The following is a 19,023-nucleotide window of genomic DNA, read 5'->3' on the forward strand; positions in this document are numbered from 1 at the left end:
ATCCTGTCCCTAATCTAAGATATAAAACGCTTCAAGTTTTGTAGCGTCTTGCGCCATCTCGAGTCCTTTCGCTAGTTGTTTATCGTGGCTCTCTTCTCCAGGGAAAACGATGGTAGGGGTAACGAATATTACTAACTCTGTTTTCTTGTCTTTAAAATCTCTAGACTTAAACAGTTCGCCTAAAATAGGAATGTCTCCTAATAGGGGGAATTTATTAACTATTTTGGACATCTCACTATTAACTAGGCCGGAAATAACAATAGTTTCGTTATTTCTGACGTTAATAACTGATTCGGTGCGTCGAGTGAGCATGCCTGGGACGCCGTCGATTGACATGGAAGGGTCGATTGAGCTCACTTCAGCCATGACTCTGGAAACGATATTCTGTTCACTATCAACTAGAGGCTCTATGTCCAGTTTTATGCCGTATTCTTTAAACTGTACATCGACAGCCCCGAGCCCGCTCACGCTACGAATAGGAAATTCTCCACCTGCAAGAAATGTTGCGGATTCGCCGCTGCGGGTAGTGAGATTCGGTTCTGCTAGCATTCTGGCATCGCCTTTCTCTGATAGCAGTTGGATTTGTGATCCTATGCCTGTAACGATACCAAAGGAGCTCCAGCCCCGAGTATCCAAAACGCCTATACTGTCTGAGATAGCTTCGCTGATCGCACCAGAATATTGACCCGGTGAGGCTACACTGAAAATAGGATTTGCGCTGAAGGCTTTGGCTGCTCCATAAGCCGGTCCTGACATGGCGGTTTCCCATTTGATACCAATATTGTTCAGGGTTGACTTGTTGAACTCAACTATCTTCACCTGCATTTTGACCATAGGGGCTAATGTCTTCGCAAATTTCAGATATTTCACTAAGGACACAATATTGGGACTTGCCTCAATTATTTTTTCTAATTGTTCTTTTTGGTCTAAATCAGCTTCGCCTTGAACGACGATAAGACCGTCAGACTCAGTGATCGTAAGTGTGGGAAACGCAGCGAGCATAGTTTTAACCGTATTAATTGTGCGTAATGAATTGTCTTGGGTTACAACTATGCTTAACTTCACGAGTTTGCCGTTTTTTTGCCACAACTGTAGGTCAGATTCCCCAGCTGTCTCACCAATAAGTAAAACTCCTTTATTATCGACTACTTTGGCGCTGATGATTTTGCCATTACCAACTACGATACGTTCTACATCTGTTGCTTTATAGAGTTCAACAGCACCCACATAGAGTTTTAGTGGCGTGTTGTTATGTGCATAGCAAATGGAAGACATAGAGAAGAATATCCAAAACAGGATAATTATTTTTTTAATATTCATAGTGCGGTTTTATGCTCATGTTGGCTGAGTTGTTCGTAGTGAGTCGGGGTTAAAGGATATTCCTGAATGCTGGTTGTTATGCCGCCACCGCCAGTAATTACTTCAACTTCTTGATTCAAGGCATTGGTTGTATTTTGGAATAATTGGCCTTCGTGTAAGGAGACGAATTCAAGAGGTAGCTCCTCCGTTTGATTACGCAACAAAGTTATAAAGCTACCTTTTAGTTTCGCGAGGGAGACTCTTGCAGCATCATCGATAGATAGCGCTAAGGTGACGGTGTTATAGGCATTTGGGTTATCGAATAGGGTATCTGCTAATTCGGGATTAACATCTATGCTCTGTCTTCCGGTAGCTAGAACGGTGACGTTTTCTAATAAAATATGTAATTTATTGCGTTCTTCATTAGCGGATTGATCTTTGTAAGACAGAAGCAAATCTATATGGTCAGATGGAACTAACATACCTGCGTTTGAATTAATATCGTCGATATTGATGGTTACCGCTCTTTCACCATCTTTTAGCATATCTGAAAATTGTGAGATTCGTTGTCCTGGGAGATAGGTCTTTAATAGTGGGCGACCAGGTGACATTGGCTCGAGTAACATTTGTCCCTCAATTTCTCCAAATTGACTCGGAGGTACAGCATCAAGTGGCAGAGTGTCAGCTTGAATACTTCGCACGGACATGTTTTGCTGTGAAATAATATCGCCTTTACGTAATTCTTGTGTCGCCACGACCACATCCGTCATCTGAATATTATCTTTAGATAATTCGGCTCTTAATTCTTGTTCTTTTACTATGAAATAGTTTTTAGTAGCCCAAGCGCTAATACCGCCAAGAATGAGTGCGATAAGAAGTAAAATCCAATTGAAGTCAAACGATTTAAGTTTCATTAAAATACCTGAATTTAATTTGGGAGTGCTGATAAAGACTTGGCATAAGCAAAGGCGGTATACCACTCTCGAAGTGCCTCAATGCATATTTCCATGATGTTCTTTTGATTTTCTAAAGGAACCAACAAGGCGGCAACTAAAGCTCCGCAAACAACTAAGTATTCAATGCTGGCCTGACCTTGATTAAAGGTTTTGAACTGTTTCATTTATTGTCTTTCCATGACTTGATTTGCAACTATATATGTCACGTCATTTTCTTTATTGAAACTTATGTCTACAATATCAGTTCCCTTACTGAGCTGTAGTGCAGCGGTACCTATTGATGCCTCTAGTAGTCCAATATTTTCAATCCAACCTTTTTGCAGAAAATGATTTCGGTAGAAGTAATAGTTGGCGCTAACACTTTGTTTGCTAGCAATAGTGAGAGTGCGCCCATTTTTGTAAATATCATTAGAATGAATGTCTGAAATCACATCGCTATTCATTAGTGTTGGAAAGCTATTTTTCCTTGCCTGATTTAGTGATTGTTCATCCATATCTTTTGTGATGCCAACATAAGCAATTACACCATCAAAATTGCTCTGTATTCTCACTGTAAGTAGATAAGGGGGTTGAAGGCTGTTAATAATGTAATCGCCGTTGAACATTCTGGCATCGAAGCGAAAACTGTTATTTTTCCAAAGATTCTTAAAATAACTCGCGGTCATCATTTGGCTTTGTTTATCTGTCATTAACCATGTTTTCATGGGATAACCATTATGTGTCATGTTATCTGCGACAATTTCAACTTTAGCCGTATCAGGAAATTGGATCTCTGGCCAATCAGAAGATTGTGCTATGCCAGAAAATAGTAACGTGGTAAGGAACAAGTATTTCATGCACTATCCTCCACAGTTAGCTGTGCCATATGTGCACAGCCTGTTTTGAGGCAAAATATTAGGTTCTACATACCCAAACTTAAGTTTACTGGGACTAAGCTCTTTGCCGAATGGTATTATCGCTAGCGCTTTCTGGGCTGCCTGAATTAATCCCATATCCATCGTTTTGGTTAGCACTAAGCGCTCTACACGATTTTTGACATGATGAGGACCTGCAGCATTCCAACCTGAAGCGAGTAGGGCGCTACTACCCTGAACTTTTAGATCTAACTTATCAAATGGTGCTAAATAGAAATTTTCCATTTGATGGTTAACTTTTGTGCGATAAAACTGGTCTGTTTCAAGGTCGAATCCTGTATATGACAATAGGCCTACTGCTTTATCAACAGCACTACCGACATTACCTGGTAATTTCTGACCACGATTTGATTGAGTCACTCTATCGAGTTCATTGCTATTTTGAGGTGTTTCACTATGTGATTTAATCGCTACTTGTTGAGCGTCATCTTGTTTTACTTGATGCTTGAGCATTGGGTGTACTTGTTTTGACCAGTCCCATGCTTGCTTATTCGTGCTGCTTAGTTTGATGCCATCCTGTTGATAAAGTCGCCATGGGATTTGCTTGGCGAGGTCGATTTCGGTCTTTTTTGCCAGATATAGATCCGAGCGATTTGGTAGGCGACTGGGTGCACTTTCTTTCCAGACAGTACGTTCCCAAGCAGTATAGTGTGATGCTTGCTCTACTCGATGTTGGACCCCTGTGAGCTTTGCCATAAATGGCAAAAGTAGTAATAGCGGTACAGCAACATAGGTTAAGCCAATAGCTGATTCAACAAGGGCTTGCCCTTTTTGCTTGTGACGTGCAGTCATTTACAAAGCCCTCGTTAATGCCAGCACAACACTACGCTCAGTACTTGTTGAATCGGTTAATCGAGTCTGCCAAAAGGGGTTATATAGGTTGCCGTATTCATGTCGGTTATCCGAACGACTCCAAGAGCTTGATGTGAGCATTAAATCTCTTGGACGAGAATAATAAACCTGCACAGTTGAAAGGGCATTTAAACGCTTGCCGAGCATTTTCTCATTTAATGCTGGGTTAGTGTTTTGCTCTCCAGCTTTTACCGAGCTTGTGGTGCCAACATCTTTCTGTGGTTTAGAAACAACAACAGAGATATTACCTGTTTGATTGATACCCTTGGCGGTATTCGACAGACCAAAGAAAGGTTGAACTCCACTATAGGTACCGCTGGTTTGTTCATCTCGGGCTGCATACCTAGAAGATTGTTTATTATAGTGTCGACTCTCACCCCACGAGGTGTTGTTACCTGTATTCCGAATGCTGACTTCTTCATTTGCACGTGTAGATGCCCAACCAAGAGTATATTCTGAGTGACGCCAGCCACATCTAAATCGACGGCAACCCCATTTTCGCCAGTGAGTGCTGATCGTATCCATGGCGGTCCACGTTTCAGCTTTATTTTTTCCATTAGAAATTAAATCGCTTCCACCTGCTTTGATTGTATTCCACTTAACAATCCCTAAATTTCCATGCCATGGACGGTCGAGACTGTAGGTTCGTCTGGTGCTAAATGAGTCTCTAGACTTAAGGGTGACTGCAATAAAGTCAGAATATTGAGTTTTATTCTTTTGATTATTTCGAGTGTGTTGTTCTTGGAAATTAACCCAGAGATCTTTTATGTCACCCAGCATTTGTGGATTTTGCATCAGATCTAGCTTTGCTTTAGGATCATTGGCTTCAACAATTTCCTGTGCTGTGGACATCGTCGATATTAGTCCAGCATAGTGAATAATGTTTTGTGACATGCTCAGTGCATGAAGGATCGCATTTTCAAGTGTAACCATTACGCTCAGAAAAGGTTGAACCCCTGTATTTACAACGGTAATAACCTTATTGACTGCCGCAATTGCCTGACCAATATATGGGACACTACAGAAATAATCGCAGGCTGTTTCTGAAAATTGCTCTGTCATATTAAACCAAGATGACAGGCCAACAAGTTGTGCGATTGCAACTTGATTCGCAACTGCAGCTCTATTGGTATAGGCCTTATAATTAAAATCGCGAGCTGCAATTGTTGCAACGCTATAAGCTGTATTATCTGCGGTATTTTGTAGCTTGGTACTTTTGAGGTTCAATTGAGCGGAATTGAAGCTAAACAGCACTACCATAATCGCAAATGACATGAGAATGAGGGACAGTACCATGGCTTGTCCCTTTTGTTGAATCAGCATCTATCACAGTTCCTTTGCTAGTGCATATTCCCTATAAAACTAAAGATTAATCTTTACCACCACCGCCACCACTCGATGCACCGCCACTAGCGCTATTTGCACCTTGATCGTAGTTGCCTAGGTTATATTGTTTATTCGCTACACCCGCTCCTGCACTTGCAGAGTCTTTTGCATCGCTGATTTGTTGACTGGCAGAAGTTCCAGACATTTCTGCAGATAATCCAGCTACCTGGTTACGGATGGTTTGTCCAAAGAAACTGTAAACGCCAATTGCAGCTACTGCGATTAAAGCTACGATGATGATATATTCGGTCATGCCTTGACCATATTGTCTTTTTAAGATCATGATTTAAAATCCATTTTAATCTTGAATATAAGTTGAAAACCCATAGGAATAAACAACTGCAAGAAGAGTATTTATGTACTCTTCTTGCAGTTATCGTTTATTTAGTGCCAGCAGCACTGCTATTGGCCGCTTTATCGTAGTTACCTAAATTGTAATTTTCTTTGGCCACATTCGTTGCACTAGTAGCCGATTTCTGTGCAGCCCCAATTTGTGTTGATGAACTATTACCTGACATTTCTGCCGACAAACCAGCTACTTGGTTACGAATGGTTTGGCCAAAGAAGCTATATACGCCAATTGCGGCTACTGCGATTAAAGCCACGATAATGATATATTCGGTCATGCCCTGACCACGGGATTTTCTTTTTAACATAATCACTCCATTGATGAATTAATATACGGCGTATATTTTTAACTGCGTAACAAATGAACACAATCAACCATAAGTATTAAGTTATTTCAATTTGTTTCAATTGTTTTTTGATATCTACATGGTGTTTGATGAATCATTACTAAATGAGAAGTTTACTTCGTTTGTAGTACTTAAGTTGAACTGAAATTTTTTATCATTGTTGAGAGTGTTTGTTGAAGGGGAATTGAGATGTTTTAGCTGTAATATGTGCTCAATAGCCTTAGTGTGATTCTCATTATACTTATCCTAATTGTCATTCATAAGTATTAACTTTCTGTATGTTTCTTATGAACCATTCCGTTTAGTGTTACTTTTCGCCGCAGTATTTCTATGGAGGGTAAATATTGATGCGTGTTTCTAAGCGGAGTTATTTAGCGGGGTTGTTGGCTATTTCGACGAGCCTAATGCCTTTGTCGTTAATGGCGGCGGATGAGGGATTATTTACGCCTTTTCCTACGGCGAAATTAAAGGATGAATTGACGCGCCATTATGCCGAATATCCCTTTATTATCAGCGCGGGTGAACAAAGGTCTGACTATCGTTTTAAGCCTATCTTCGGTCAGGTCCATCAGCAAAAATACAAATTAGCGCCCGAATATAGCCCTGCGCATATTCTCGATAATTACCGTGAGCAGATTAAAAAGCTTGGTGGCGAAGTCCTATTCGAGTGTCTGCTTGAGGCTTGTGGTGATTCTCGCTTATTACGAGAGAAAATTGCGCTGTTGGATGGTGTTATTGGTGTTGAAAGTGGTTACTTGTTTGCTCGAGTGAAGAATGAGCAAAAAGAGTTTTATTCCGCCATACAAGCAGCAGTTATGGATGATTCTGCGGGTCTTCATATTACGACGCTCGAGGTGATCCCCGAGCCGTTAGATTTAGTCACGGTTAATGCCGCATTTTTAAAGCAGGCGCCTAAGCAAATCGAGTTTAAAGATAATCAAAAGAAGGATACGAATGGCGCCGAGGATCATCCGCTTATCAGCCGCCTAAATGGAAGCTACATCCAGGACTTTAAACGCCAAGGCTTTGCCAGCACAGTATTTGTGTCTTCAATGGATGCAAGCAATAAGCCTGTGCTGGTGGAGCGTGCGGGTAAGTTGACTCAAAATGGCTATTCAATACCAAAGGAATATTCGGGTTACGAGGTGTTCACTAACTACAAGGTGGCATTGACTAAACTCGGATTCGAGACGCAATTTGAATGTCAGGGAAAGGCCTGTGGTAGGGAGGATAGGTTTATCAAAGCCATCGATTCTCTAGTGAACATTGGTAACGAAGACAGCCAGTTTTATGCTTGGTATACCTTAACGCGCCCCGAGGGGAATGTGCATGTGAGCACTTATACCCTTGGTTATATTGATGGCTTATGGACCGACTTGCGGGTGTTAGAGGAGACTGAGCTTAAGGATGATCGCGTGGGGATCAATCTTGAGGCGCTGACCGACCAAATCGAAGCCAAGGGGCATGTTGCCTTAGAAGGGCTGCTATTCGAGTACGATAGCGACAAGTTGCTGCCCGAGGCGCAGCCCGTTGTCGAGGTGCTTGCGAGTTACTTAAAGGCAAATCCTAAGCGTGCATTTTATGTGGTGGGTCATACCGATGACAAAGGTAATCAAGCCTATAACCAAGGTCTATCCCAACGCCGCGCTGTTGCAGTCGTCAAGTTGCTTACCACGAGTCATGGTATTAAAGCTCAACAGCTTGAAGCTGTGGGTATTGGTGAACATGCTCCCATTGCCAGCAATAATGATGAGGCGGGGCAACAACAGAATCGTCGAGTGGAGTTAGTGCTGAGATCGGATACTAAGTAAGCCCAATCGTTTGATTCAATGAATATAAAAATGGCGTCAGCTCTTGTCGAGTTGGCGCCATTTTTGTTTATCTGCGATCGCTCAGCCGACGTATCCGCTAAGCGATATTCAGGCTAAGGCTAAAATAGTGCTGGGAAGGAGAGTGAACTGCCAATTCCTAATGGCAGGCCTAGGGCCCAGTAAGCGAGTAAGAAACCGCTCCAAAGCAGCAGAAAACTGATTGAAAACGGCAGCATCAGCGCCACAAGGGTGCCTATGCCTGATTCCTTAACGTATTTTTGGCAAAACACCACTATCAGCGGAAAATAAGGCATCAGCGGGGTGATGATATTGGTCGATGAGTCGCCCACGCGGTAAGCGGCTTGAGTCAGATCGGGCGATACGCCCAGCTCCATCAACATGGGCACCATGATGGCACCAATCAAGGCCCATTTGGCCGACGCCGAGCCGACTAATAGATTGACTAACGCGGTGAGAAACACAATCCCCACTAATGTTACACCCATAGGAAGGGCCAATTCCTTTAGCGCCAACGCGCCTTTAATCGCCATTAATGCGCCTAAATTGGATTGACCAAAGGCATAAATAAATTGGGCGCAGAAGAAGGCCATGACAATGTAATAACCCATACCGCTCATGGACTTACTCATGCCTTGAATAATGGCTCTGTGGTTGTTTGCCGTGCCAGCGACGTAACCATAGACTATGCCTGGCACGAGGAAGAACACAAAAATAATCGCCACAATGGAGCGCATTAAGGGAGCCGAGGCACTGGTTAAGGCGCCGTCAGTACCACGCCAGGCAGAGTTGTCACCATAGGCGCTAAACACCAGTCCTAGGGCACATAACAACATGGCGCCCATAGCGAATTTGAGACCGCGGCGCTCATGGGGTTGCAGTTCATCTAGGGTTGGGAGCGTGCTGGGATCGCCATTCACAGCTGTGTTTTTTAGGCGCGGCTCAATCACTTTATCCGTTAAGAACCAGCCAACTAAGATAATTAAAATGGCAGAAGCCGAAGTAAAAAAGATGTTATTCAGTGGGTTAATCGTTAATGTGGCAGCCGCTGGGTCGGCCGATAATCTTGCCGCCGCCTGAGTTAAGCCAGCTAACATAGGGTCAAGGCTCGATGGCACGCCAACGGTTGCAGAAAAACCGCCGGATACGCCAGCAAAAGCGGCGGCAATACCGGCTAGAGGATGACGACCCGCGGCATAGAAGATCACCGCGCCGAGTGGGATCACCAGTACATAACCCGCATCAACCGCGACATGGCTAAGGATACCCACGGCGATCAATACCGGGGTGAGTAACATCTTGGGGGTCACCGATAAAATCGAGCGCAGGCCAGCATTAATAAAGCCAGTATGCTCAGCCACGCCAAGCCCCAGCATAGCAACTAGCACGACACCGAGCGGCGGGAAAGTCACAAAAGTGGAGACTATGTTCGAGGTAAATGCAGTCAGTGCGCCGCCTTCGAGCATATTCACGACTTGAATGGGGTTGCCCGTACGAGGGTCGATTTCATCAAAACTGACACCCGATAATCCCCAAGAGATCAGCCAGACTAGGCCCAGAAACATCGCAAATAACACCGCCGGATCGGGCAGTTTATTGCCGACGACTTCGACGCCATTGAGAAATCGCTGGAATCCAGTGACAGGTTTATGGTTTTCCATTTGGGTGCCGCTTCCTAAAAAATGATGATTGTTATCTGTGATTATAAAAACGCAGCATTAATTTAAGCTTGGTTTAACTAATCGATAAGAAATAAAACACATAAAAATCTATCGCAGTGACTTTAGTGCGGCTGGCTATTAGTCATAAAATCCATAGGCAAATAAAAAGCGCGGGTTCATGACTGAACCCGCGCTTTTTTACTCAACAATGTGTTTGATTACATTATCTAAATGAATCCGCTAACCGCTTATGCCTTTGGGCCTGCGTTACGGATGGCATCTGACACTTGGTACTTAGCGAAGTTCTTAGTGAAAGCTTCGGCCAGTTTTTGGGCGTATTCAGCATATAGCGCTTTATCGCCCCAAGTGTTGATTGGATTGAGTAAGTTGCTGTCTACGCCTGTGACTGCCACAGGCACGGCCAGATTCAGCGTGTCTAAGTGGACGGTTTCAACATCTTTCAACTCACCGCTGACAATCGCATCGACGATGGCGCGGGTGGTGGGGATGTCAAAACGTTTACCCACACCGTGTGGGCCGCCAGTCCAGCCAGTGTTAACTAAGTACACTTGGCTACCGAATGACTCAATGCGCTTCATTAACAGTTCTGCGTACACGCCTGCAGGGCGTGGGAAGAAAGGTGCACCGAAGCAGGTTGAGAAGGTCGATTGGATCGCCGAGGTTGAGCCGATTTCAGTCGAGCCCACTTTAGCGGTATAGCCAGACAAGAAGTGGTATGCCGCTTGTTCTTTGGTCAGGATAGAAACCGGTGGTAATACGCCAGACACGTCGCAGGTTAAGAACACAACCGCATGTGGCTCGGCGCCGCAGTTGTCTTCTTTACGTTGGGCGATGTGCTCCAGCGGATACGCTGCGCGAGTATTTTCCGTTAGGCTGCTGTCTTTGTAGTTGGGTACGCGGTGTTCGTCCATAACGACGTTTTCGAGCACAGTACCGAAACGAATCGCATCCCAAATAACAGGCTCATTCTTCTGGCTCAGGTCGATACATTTGGCGTAGCAACCGCCTTCAATATTGAATACGCCGCCAGGTGCCCAGCCGTGTTCATCGTCACCGATCAGGAAGCGTTTTGGATCGGCAGAGAGTGTGGTTTTACCTGTGCCAGATAAACCGAAAAATAGCGTAGTGTCGCCATCTTTACCCACGTTAGCCGAGCAGTGCATAGGTAGCACGCCTTGGGCTGGCAGCAGGAAGTTTTGTACAGAAAACATAGACTTTTTCATTTCGCCAGCGTATTTCAGGCCAGCTAGCAGCACTTTACGTTCGGCGAAGTTTAAAATCACGGCTGCATCTGAGTTAGTGCCATCACGCGCGGGATCGCAAACAAAGTCAGGGGCATTGATGATCTGCCACACTGGCTTGTCTTTACGGTTAAATTCTTCTGGGATGATAAAAAGGTTGCGGGCGAACAGTTGGTGCCAAGCGTATTGCGTGGTGACACGTACTGGTTGGTAATGCTCAGTATCGGCACCGACTTCGAGGTCAGATACAAACAGTTCTTTATCGGCTAGGTAAGCTTCTACCCGCGCCCATAAACCTTCAAAAGCACCGGGGTCGAAAGCTTGATTGACTGGGCCCCATTCGATGTCTGCTTCTGAACTGGGTTCTCTTACGATAAAACGATCGCCGGGTGAGCGACCACTGCGAGCGCCTGTTTTAGCGACTAATGCGCCATTGGCTGTCAATTCACCTTCGCCGCGTAGCAGGGCAAATTCGACAAGTTGTGCTGTTGAGGGGTTAAAGTGAACGCGGTTTAATCCATCCGCCATAGTGAGGTCTCCATTTGATTTGTAAGGTTATTTTTTGTTATCGATCGTCTGCCGATTTTATTTTATTTATTACCTAAGCTTTGCTAGGTAACAAAGTGAGGCGATTGTAGCCTAAGCCGAGTGCAATGTGTGAGGGGATTGTGGGTATGAATAAAAAATGGGCGCCGAATCGGGCGCCCATATTGTTTAACTTTGATGATCCGTTTAACCGATTATTGCTGGGTCGTTGACGTCTGACCGTTCGCAAATAATGCCGCTACGTCTATGGCATCAAAAATGTATTTTGCGTGGCAATATTCGCAGCCCATTTCGATCTTGCCGTCTTCGGCGAGAATGGCTTCGATTTCAGCTTGATCTAAGGTCTTGATCGCGCCGGCACTGCGTTCATGGGAACAGGTGCATTTAAAGCTCACATCGATAGGATCGAATAGGCGCACTTCTTCCTGATGATAGAGGCGATGTAATACGCTTTCTGCATCAAGAGTGAATAACTCTTCGGCCTTGATGGTCGACGTTAGTTGGCTCAAGTGTTCGAAGTCGGCGTTGTGATCTTGCTGGCTTGGCAGAATTTGTAGGAACATGCCCGCCGCTTGTTTGCCGTCGGCAAATAACCAAATGCCTGTTGGTAACTGTTCAGATTGATTGAAGTATTCTTCAACACAGGCCGCAAGTGTTGGCTTGTCCAGTGCGACCACACCTTGGTAGCGCTCACCTTCGTCGGGTGTTAAGGTGATGACCATATAGCCCTGACCGAACAGATCGGTAAGGCTAGCATCATCGGCAAGTTCAGCATTCCAGCGAGCCACACCGCGTAACTCTTGTAGATTGTTACCGTTGATCACCGCTAAAGAAACAGGGCCGTTGCCTTGTAGCTGCACGCTGATATCGCCGCTAAATTTTAATGTCGCGGTTAATAGCGAGGTGGCCGCCATTAATTCACCCAACAGCACTTGCAGTACGGCTGGATATTCTTGGGCGCTGATCACTTGTTGATAGCTGTCTTGTAACTGCACCAGTTCACCACGCACATCGGCATTGTCGAACAAGTAGCGGTGTAAAGTATCTTGGTTCATCGTGTATCTCACTGTTAAAGGTCTTTAAAGCGCATGAGCTGACGTCGTTGCTTTTTATCTGGTTTCTGATCGGGTATCGGGTTATTGAGCATGTGGAGACGTCGTTGCTCAGCATTAATGGCCCGTTTAGCCAGACTTGTCGCGGTTTCTTCGTACAATTCTTGTGCAATCGCACCACTTTGGCGTAATTGCGATAATTTTTTTATGACGATCTCTTTATCGTCATATCCTTGGCGTATCTTAAGGACGGCGCCTATCTCGGCATTCCTACTAGATTTGGCGCGCTGGCCGTTGTAATGTACTTTGCCGCCGTTAATCATTTCTTTGGCGATGGCACGGGTTTTATAGAAACGTGCAGCCCAAAGCCACTTATCGAGTCGAATGTCTGTTTTGTCGCTTTGACTTTGCGTCATAGTGTCTCCAGCTAAAAGATCGATGAGTTCACATGCCGAGTAAGAAAATGCGTGAAGTGCATTTCTATTATGTTAAAGGGTGGCGTGCTTCACACCCTTTTGTGGCGGGCAAAGTTAGCATAATTGGCCTATTTTCGCCAATTTGAATGCTGTTATGGGCTTGTTGCCAAATGCAGCCTAGGTTAGCATGAGGCGGTTATTGCCTAATTATTATAATCAGAACAGAGACCTGTATCGAGGGTCCACATAAAATATGGATTTATTAGATAAAGTTATCGCAAAAGCCATTGGCATGCCCCATAAACTCCTAAGCCGGATTGTCTTCTGGTTGGGCTTTATTGTGATCATGTTGTTAGCTGCGCAAATTACATGGAAATTAGTGCCTACTCACTCATCTGCCAGTGCTTGGTCCCCAACGCCCGTAAGCGTGAATGGCAAAGGTGCCGGTCAGGTTGATCTCGCAGGTCTGCAGCAGCTTGGACTCTTTGGTAAGGCGGATGCGACATCTGATAAACCTAAAGTCGAAGTCGTTGAGACTGTGACCGACGCACCTAAGACTACACTTTCAATTCAGCTGACTGGGGTTGTCGCATCGACGGCCGACCAAAAAGGCTTAGCGATTATTGAGTCCAGCGGCAGCCAAGAAACCTACAGTTTAGGTGATAAGATCAAGGGCACTTCTGCATCACTCAAAGAAGTCTATGCCGACCGTATCATCATCACTAACGCTGGCCGTTACGAGACCTTAATGCTCGATGGCTTAGTCTATACCAGCCAAAGCCCTGCTAATCAGCAATTACAACAAGCTAAAAGCAATAAGGCGGACTCGGCAGTGAGCCGTGTCGATCAACGTAAAAATGCCGAAATCTCCCAAGAACTCGCCGAATCCCGCACCGAATTGTTAGCCGACCCCAGTAAGATCACCGATTACATTGCCATTTCACCTGTGAGACAGGGCGATTCTGTGGCGGGTTATCGTTTGAATCCGGGTAAAGACGCCAATTTGTTCAAGCAGGCGGGTTTTAAAGCCAATGATTTAGCCAAATCGATTAATGGATACGACTTGACCGTAATGAGTCAGGCGTTAGAAATGATGAGCCAATTATCCGAGTTAACCGAAGTATCAATTATGGTTGAACGGGAAGGACAATTGGTTGAAATCATGTTTAGTTTGCCGCAATAACACGCGTTAGAGGAAAGAAAAAGAATGAATAACAAAAGGATTCGACGCAAGCTGATTGCAGGGATTGTTGCGGGTGCAGCCATGTTCTCCTCCCAGTTCGCTTGGTCTGAACAGTATGCGGCCAACTTTAAGGGCACGGATATTCAAGAGTTTATCAACATAGTTGGTAAAAACTTGAACAAGACCATCATAGTCGACCCGACGATCCGCGGCAAAATTAACGTTCGCAGTTATGATCTGCTGAACGATGAACAGTATTACCAGTTCTTCCTCAACGTATTACAAGTCTACGGTTATGCCATCGTCGAGATGGAAAATAACGTCATCAAAGTCATCAAAGACAAAGACGCCAAAACTGCAGCAATCCGAGTGGCTAACGATGCAGAACCTGGGATAGGCGATGAGATGGTCACGCGTATCGTGGCGCTGTATAACACTGAGGCCAAGCAATTAGCTCCGCTGTTACGCCAATTAAATGATAACGCGGGTGGCGGTAACGTAGTGAACTACGATCCCTCCAACGTCTTGATGTTGTCTGGTCGCGCTGCTGTGGTGAATAAGTTGGTTGAAATTGTCCGCCGCGTAGATAAGCAGGGCGACACCTCAGTACAAGTGGTGCCGTTAGAGTTCGCCTCCGCCGGTGAAATGGTACGAATTATCGATACCCTTTACCGTGCCACGGCTAACCAGGCTCAATTGCCAGGCCAAGCGCCAAAAGTGGTTGCCGACGAACGCATCAACGCAGTGGTTGTTAGCGGTGATGAAAAGAGTCGCCAACGTGTGGTCGAGCTTATCCATCGTCTCGATGCCGAGCAAGCCAGTACGGGCAACACTAAGGTGCGTTACTTACGTTATGCCAAGGCCGAAGATTTGGTTGAAGTGCTGACAGGGTTTGCCCAAAAATTAGAGGGTGATAAAGACCCAAGTGCTCAGGCTGCTGGTGGTAAACGCCGTAATGAAATCAATATTATGGCGCATACTGAAACCAATGCCTTAGTGATCAGCGCCGAGCCCGATCAAATGCGCACTATCGAGAGCGTGATTAATCAGCTCGATATTCGCCGTGCTCAAGTGTTAGTTGAAGCGATTATCGTGGAAGTGGCTGAGGGCGATAACGTTGGCTTCGGGGTGCAATGGGCGGCTAAAGCGGGCGGCGGCACTCAGTTTAATAACTTAGGCCCAACTATCGGTGAGATTGGTGCGGGTGTTTGGGCTGCACAGCCTACCGAGGGGGATCTTGTTTGTTCTGGCACTAATTTAGACAATTGTAAGCGAAATCCAGATAAACAAGGTGATGTTACCTTGCTCGCCCAAGCTTTGGGTAAAGTGAACGGTATGGCATGGGGCGTGGCCATGGGCGACTTTGGTGCCTTAATTCAAGCCGTGTCGAGTGACACTAACTCAAACGTACTGGCGACACCGTCGATTACCACCTTAGATAACCAAGAAGCGTCTTTCATCGTCGGTGATGAAGTGCCTATTCTGACGGGCTCTACCGCCAGTTCGAGCAACAGTAACCCATTCCAAACCGTTGAACGTAAAGAGGTTGGGGTTAAGCTGAAAGTGGTGCCGCAGATCAACGAAGGTAATGCGGTTAAGCTGACGATTGAGCAGGAAGTGTCAGGGGTTAACGGTAACACAGGGGTGGATATTTCCTTTGCGACTCGCCGTTTAACCACCACTGTTATGGCTGATTCAGGGCAAATCGTGGTTCTGGGTGGCTTGATCAACGAAGAAGTGCAAGAAAGCATACAAAAAGTACCGTTTTTGGGGGATATCCCCATCATTGGCCACTTATTTAAATCTTCTTCGAGCAAAAAGACCAAGAAAAACCTGATGATCTTCATCAAACCAACCATTATCCGTGATGGCATCACAATGGAAGGGATTGCTGGGCGCAAATATAACTATTTCAGAGCATTACAACTTGAGCAGCAAGAACGTGGCGTCAGCTTAATGCCAAATACTAAAGTGCCTGTGTTGGAAGAATGGAATCAATCAGAGTATTTACCGCCAGAAGTTAACGCGATTTTAGAGCGTTATAAAGAAGGCAAAGGTTTAGATGCCCAGATGCGCCAAACGGATCCGACCTTAAAGTCACTGGAAGAAAACAAGAATAAAGATAAAACCAATGAGTGAAATACAATTATCCCAAGTCGATGACCTCAGCCAAGTCTCCAATGAGCTAGGTCTGGAAGCTGAAGGTGATGAGGTGTTTCGTTCGAGCAGTAAAGAGCGTTTACCCTTTGCCTTTGCCCATCGCCACGATGTGGTGCTTGCGCCGGGTGAAACGGGCGAGTTGAGCTTGTTTTATACCAGCAAAACACCGTTAACGGCCATGCTCGAAGCACGGCGTTATTCGGGTGTCGATTTGCCTTTGGTTAAGCTCGAAGTCGCGAAGTTTGAGGCCAAACTCACTCAAGCCTATCAGGCGAACTCGTCTGAAGCGCAGCAGTTGATGGAAGACATCGGCAACGAGATGGATTTATTCACCCTTGCCGAAGAGCTGCCGCAGACCGAAGACTTGCTCGAAGGTGATGATGACGCGCCTATCATCAAACTGATTAATGCCTTGTTATCTGAAGCGATTAAAGAAGAAGCGTCGGATATCCACATCGAAACCTACGAGAAACAGCTGGTGGTGCGTTTCCGCATCGATGGTGTGCTCAAGGAAGTCCTCAAGCCAAACCGTAAGTTGTCGTCGCTATTAGTGTCGCGGATTAAGGTGATGGCGCGCCTCGATATCGCCGAAAAACGTGTACCACAAGATGGCCGTATTTCCCTGCGTATTGCAGGTCGTGCCGTGGATGTGCGGGTATCGACCATGCCATCGAGCCACGGCGAGCGTGTTGTGCTGCGTTTGCTGGATAAAAATACCGGTAACCTCGATTTAGAACAATTGGGGATGACCGATGGTATTCGGGTTAAGTTTGAAGATCTTATCCGTCGCCCCCACGGCATCATTCTGGTCACTGGCCCAACGGGTTCGGGTAAAAGTACCACCTTGTATGCGGGTCTGACTGAGATCAACTCAAAAGATACCAACATTCTTACCGTGGAAGACCCAATCGAATACGAGCTAGACGGTATCGGTCAAACCCAAGTTAACATTAAGGCTGACATGACCTTCGCCCGAGGTCTGCGCGCGATTTTGCGTCAAGATCCCGATGTGGTGATGATAGGTGAAATCCGTGACTTGGAAACCGCACAAATTGCGGTGCAAGCATCACTCACTGGTCACATGGTGATTTCAACCCTGCATACCAACACAGCGTCTGGCGCGATAACGCGTCTGCAAGACATGGGCGTTGAGCCATTCCTCGTATCATCGAGTTTGCTCGGTGTGTTGGCGCAACGTTTGATCCGTACCCTTTGTCCAAAATGTAAAATCGAGCACGTGCCCGATGCGCGTGAGCGTGAGTTACTGGGCATCGCTGCCGATGACGACAGACGTATTTTCCGTGCCAATGGCTGTAAATCCTGTGGTAACAATGGCTACCGTGGTCGAACGGGTATTCATGAGTTATTGCTGGTTGACGACAATGTCCGCGAATTGATCCATGGCGGCCGCGGTGAGTTAGCTATCGAAAAGTATATCCGTCAGTTTGTGCCGAGCATTCGTCACGATGGCATGAGCAAAGTGCTTGCGGGCATCACCACTCTCGAAGAAGTGCTACGTGTGACTCGCGAGGAGTAATTTATGCCAGCATTTGAATATAAGGCATTGGATGCCAAGGGAAAGCAGCTTAAGGGCGTAATCGAGGCGGATACCGCCAGACACGCCCGTAGCCAGTTGCGCGATCAGCGCATGATGCCCTTGGAAATTCTGCCTGTTTCCGAAAAAGAAGCCAAAGCTAAGAGCAGCAGCTTTTCGTTTTTCAAACGGGGTATCTCGGTCGCTGAATTAGCCTTGATCACCCGTCAAATCGCGACCTTAGTGGCCGCGGGTTTACCGATTGAAGAATCCCTTAAAGCCGTTGGTCAGCAATGCGAGAAAGATCGCCTTGCGAGTATGATCATGGCGGTACGTTCACGGGTGGTTGAAGGTTATAGTCTGGCCGATTCCTTGGCCGAATTTCCACACATTTTCGATGATTTATACCGTGCCATGGTGGCCTCGGGTGAAAAGTCCGGTCACTTAGAAGTGGTGCTCAATCGATTGGCGGATTACACAGAGCGACGCCAACAGCTTAAATCTAAGTTGACTCAAGCCATGATTTATCCTGCGGTATTGACCACAGTGGCGATTGGGGTGATTTCCATCCTGCTGGCGGCGGTGGTGCCAAAAGTGGTTGGACAGTTTGAACACATGGGCGCCGAGTTACCCGCTTCGACACGCTTCTTGATTTCGGCCTCTGACTTTGTACAAAACTACGGTGTGTTTGTCGTTATCGCCCTCGTGATGCTATTCGCACTCTTTCGCCGCATGTTAAAGTCGCCTGCGTTTCGAATGAAGTACGACAATTTTCTATTGAGCATGCCGGTTGTGGGCCGCGTGAGTAAGGGCTTAAATACGGCACGTTTTGCGCGAACCTTAAGTATCTTATCCGCAAGCTCTGTGCCTTTGCTCGACGGTATGCGTATCGCCAGTGAAGTATTGCAGAATGTGCGTGTGCGGGCTGCAGTGGATGATGCGACTGCGCGGGTGCGTGAAGGAACTAGCTTAGGTGTGGCATTGACTAATACTAAGTTGTTTCCGGCAATGATGTTATACATGATTGCCTCGGGCGAAAAGAGTGGTCAGCTTGAGCAAATGTTAGAACGCGCCGCCGATAACCAAGACAGGGAATTCGAGGGCAACGTCAACATAGCACTGGGGGTATTTGAACCCATGCTGGTGGTGAGTATGGCGTGTGTGGTGCTGTTTATCGTGATGGCGATTCTGCAGCCAATCTTAGCCTTGAATAACTTGATTAGCGGTTAATTTTTTGAATTTATGGATTATGACCAAGTCGATTGGCATAGGATTTTT

General features: G+C 45.9%; 17 protein-coding genes. 5 read left to right on the forward strand and 12 right to left on the reverse strand.

Annotated elements, in window-relative coordinates:
• Window positions 1–9 precede the first annotated feature (9 nt).
• The 8 genes from Q4Q46_RS09395 to Q4Q46_RS09430 form a co-directional block, all read right to left on the reverse strand.
• A complete protein-coding gene (locus Q4Q46_RS09395) occupies window positions 10–1,320 on the reverse strand; it encodes a type II and III secretion system protein family protein (protein ID WP_311905809.1) in 1,311 nt (436 codons plus the stop codon).
• Window positions 1,317–2,213, reverse strand: a complete 897-nt coding sequence (gene cpaB, locus Q4Q46_RS09400) for a Flp pilus assembly protein CpaB (protein WP_311905810.1) — start codon at window positions 2,211–2,213, stop codon at window positions 1,317–1,319. The genes Q4Q46_RS09395 and cpaB overlap by 4 nt, the downstream gene beginning before the upstream one ends.
• A gap of 14 nt (window positions 2,214–2,227) precedes the next feature.
• Window positions 2,228–2,419, reverse strand: a complete 192-nt coding sequence (locus Q4Q46_RS09405; protein WP_311905811.1) for a hypothetical protein — start codon at window positions 2,417–2,419, stop codon at window positions 2,228–2,230.
• On the reverse strand, window positions 2,420–3,091 hold the full coding sequence (locus Q4Q46_RS09410; RefSeq protein ID WP_311905812.1) for a hypothetical protein: 672 nt from the start codon (window positions 3,089–3,091) through the stop codon (window positions 2,420–2,422). It lies immediately after the preceding gene.
• A gap of 3 nt (window positions 3,092–3,094) precedes the next feature.
• A complete protein-coding gene (locus Q4Q46_RS09415) occupies window positions 3,095–3,961 on the reverse strand; it encodes a hypothetical protein (protein WP_311905813.1) in 867 nt (288 codons plus the stop codon).
• On the reverse strand, window positions 3,962–5,344 hold the full coding sequence (locus Q4Q46_RS09420) for a hypothetical protein (protein WP_311905814.1): 1,383 nt from the start codon (window positions 5,342–5,344) through the stop codon (window positions 3,962–3,964).
• 46 nt (window positions 5,345–5,390) lie between these two features.
• Window positions 5,391–5,690 carry a Flp family type IVb pilin gene (locus Q4Q46_RS09425; protein ID WP_311905815.1) on the reverse strand — a complete coding sequence of 100 codons (300 nt, stop codon included), beginning with the start codon at window positions 5,688–5,690 and terminating at the stop codon, window positions 5,391–5,393.
• 97 nt (window positions 5,691–5,787) lie between these two features.
• A complete protein-coding gene (locus tag Q4Q46_RS09430) occupies window positions 5,788–6,063 on the reverse strand; it encodes a Flp family type IVb pilin (RefSeq protein ID WP_311905816.1) in 276 nt (91 codons plus the stop codon).
• A gap of 386 nt (window positions 6,064–6,449) precedes the next feature.
• Between Q4Q46_RS09430 and Q4Q46_RS09435 the strand changes: the two genes are divergently transcribed.
• On the forward strand, window positions 6,450–7,913 hold the full coding sequence (locus Q4Q46_RS09435) for an OmpA family protein (RefSeq protein WP_311905817.1): 1,464 nt from the start codon (window positions 6,450–6,452) through the stop codon (window positions 7,911–7,913).
• 119 nt (window positions 7,914–8,032) lie between these two features.
• On the opposite strand, the gene Q4Q46_RS09440 is transcribed toward Q4Q46_RS09435, so the two are convergent.
• The 4 genes from Q4Q46_RS09440 to hslR all read right to left on the reverse strand — a co-directional run bounded on the left by Q4Q46_RS09440 (window position 8,033) and on the right by hslR (window position 12,868).
• Window positions 8,033–9,592 carry an AbgT family transporter gene (locus Q4Q46_RS09440; RefSeq protein WP_311905818.1) on the reverse strand — a complete coding sequence of 520 codons (1,560 nt, stop codon included), beginning with the start codon at window positions 9,590–9,592 and terminating at the stop codon, window positions 8,033–8,035.
• 248 nt (window positions 9,593–9,840) lie between these two features.
• Window positions 9,841–11,382: a phosphoenolpyruvate carboxykinase gene (locus tag Q4Q46_RS09445; protein ID WP_259483935.1), complete on the reverse strand. Its 1,542-nt coding sequence runs from the start codon at window positions 11,380–11,382 to the stop codon at window positions 9,841–9,843.
• A 212-nt stretch (window positions 11,383–11,594) separates the two neighbouring features.
• Entirely contained in the window at window positions 11,595–12,455 is an 861-nt protein-coding gene (gene hslO, locus Q4Q46_RS09450) for an Hsp33 family molecular chaperone HslO (protein ID WP_115335977.1), read from the reverse strand.
• A gap of 14 nt (window positions 12,456–12,469) precedes the next feature.
• Window positions 12,470–12,868 carry a ribosome-associated heat shock protein Hsp15 gene (gene hslR, locus Q4Q46_RS09455; protein WP_107946231.1) on the reverse strand — a complete coding sequence of 133 codons (399 nt, stop codon included), beginning with the start codon at window positions 12,866–12,868 and terminating at the stop codon, window positions 12,470–12,472.
• A 253-nt stretch (window positions 12,869–13,121) separates the two neighbouring features.
• Here hslR and gspC point away from each other — a divergent pair, with 253 nt between their 5' ends.
• From gspC to gspF, 4 genes are read left to right on the forward strand one after another with little or no spacing between them, the layout of a single operon-like run.
• Window positions 13,122–14,051, forward strand: a complete 930-nt coding sequence (gspC, locus tag Q4Q46_RS09460) for a type II secretion system protein GspC (RefSeq protein WP_311905819.1) — start codon at window positions 13,122–13,124, stop codon at window positions 14,049–14,051.
• A 24-nt stretch (window positions 14,052–14,075) separates the two neighbouring features.
• The gene (gene gspD, locus Q4Q46_RS09465) at window positions 14,076–16,190 is read left to right on the forward strand and encodes a type II secretion system secretin GspD (protein ID WP_311905820.1); all 2,115 of its coding nucleotides are present in this window, start codon (window positions 14,076–14,078) and stop codon (window positions 16,188–16,190) included.
• Window positions 16,183–17,748: a type II secretion system ATPase GspE gene (gene gspE / locus Q4Q46_RS09470; protein WP_311905821.1), complete on the forward strand. Its 1,566-nt coding sequence runs from the start codon at window positions 16,183–16,185 to the stop codon at window positions 17,746–17,748. The genes gspD and gspE overlap by 8 nt, the downstream gene beginning before the upstream one ends.
• 3 nt (window positions 17,749–17,751) lie before the next feature.
• Entirely contained in the window at window positions 17,752–18,975 is a 1,224-nt protein-coding gene (gene gspF / locus Q4Q46_RS09475; RefSeq protein WP_311905822.1) for a type II secretion system inner membrane protein GspF, read from the forward strand.
• Window positions 18,976–19,023 lie beyond the last annotated feature (48 nt).

It is taken from the genome of Shewanella vaxholmensis (genome assembly GCF_031932135.1).
Lineage (GTDB): Bacteria > Pseudomonadota > Gammaproteobacteria > Enterobacterales > Shewanellaceae > Shewanella > Shewanella hafniensis.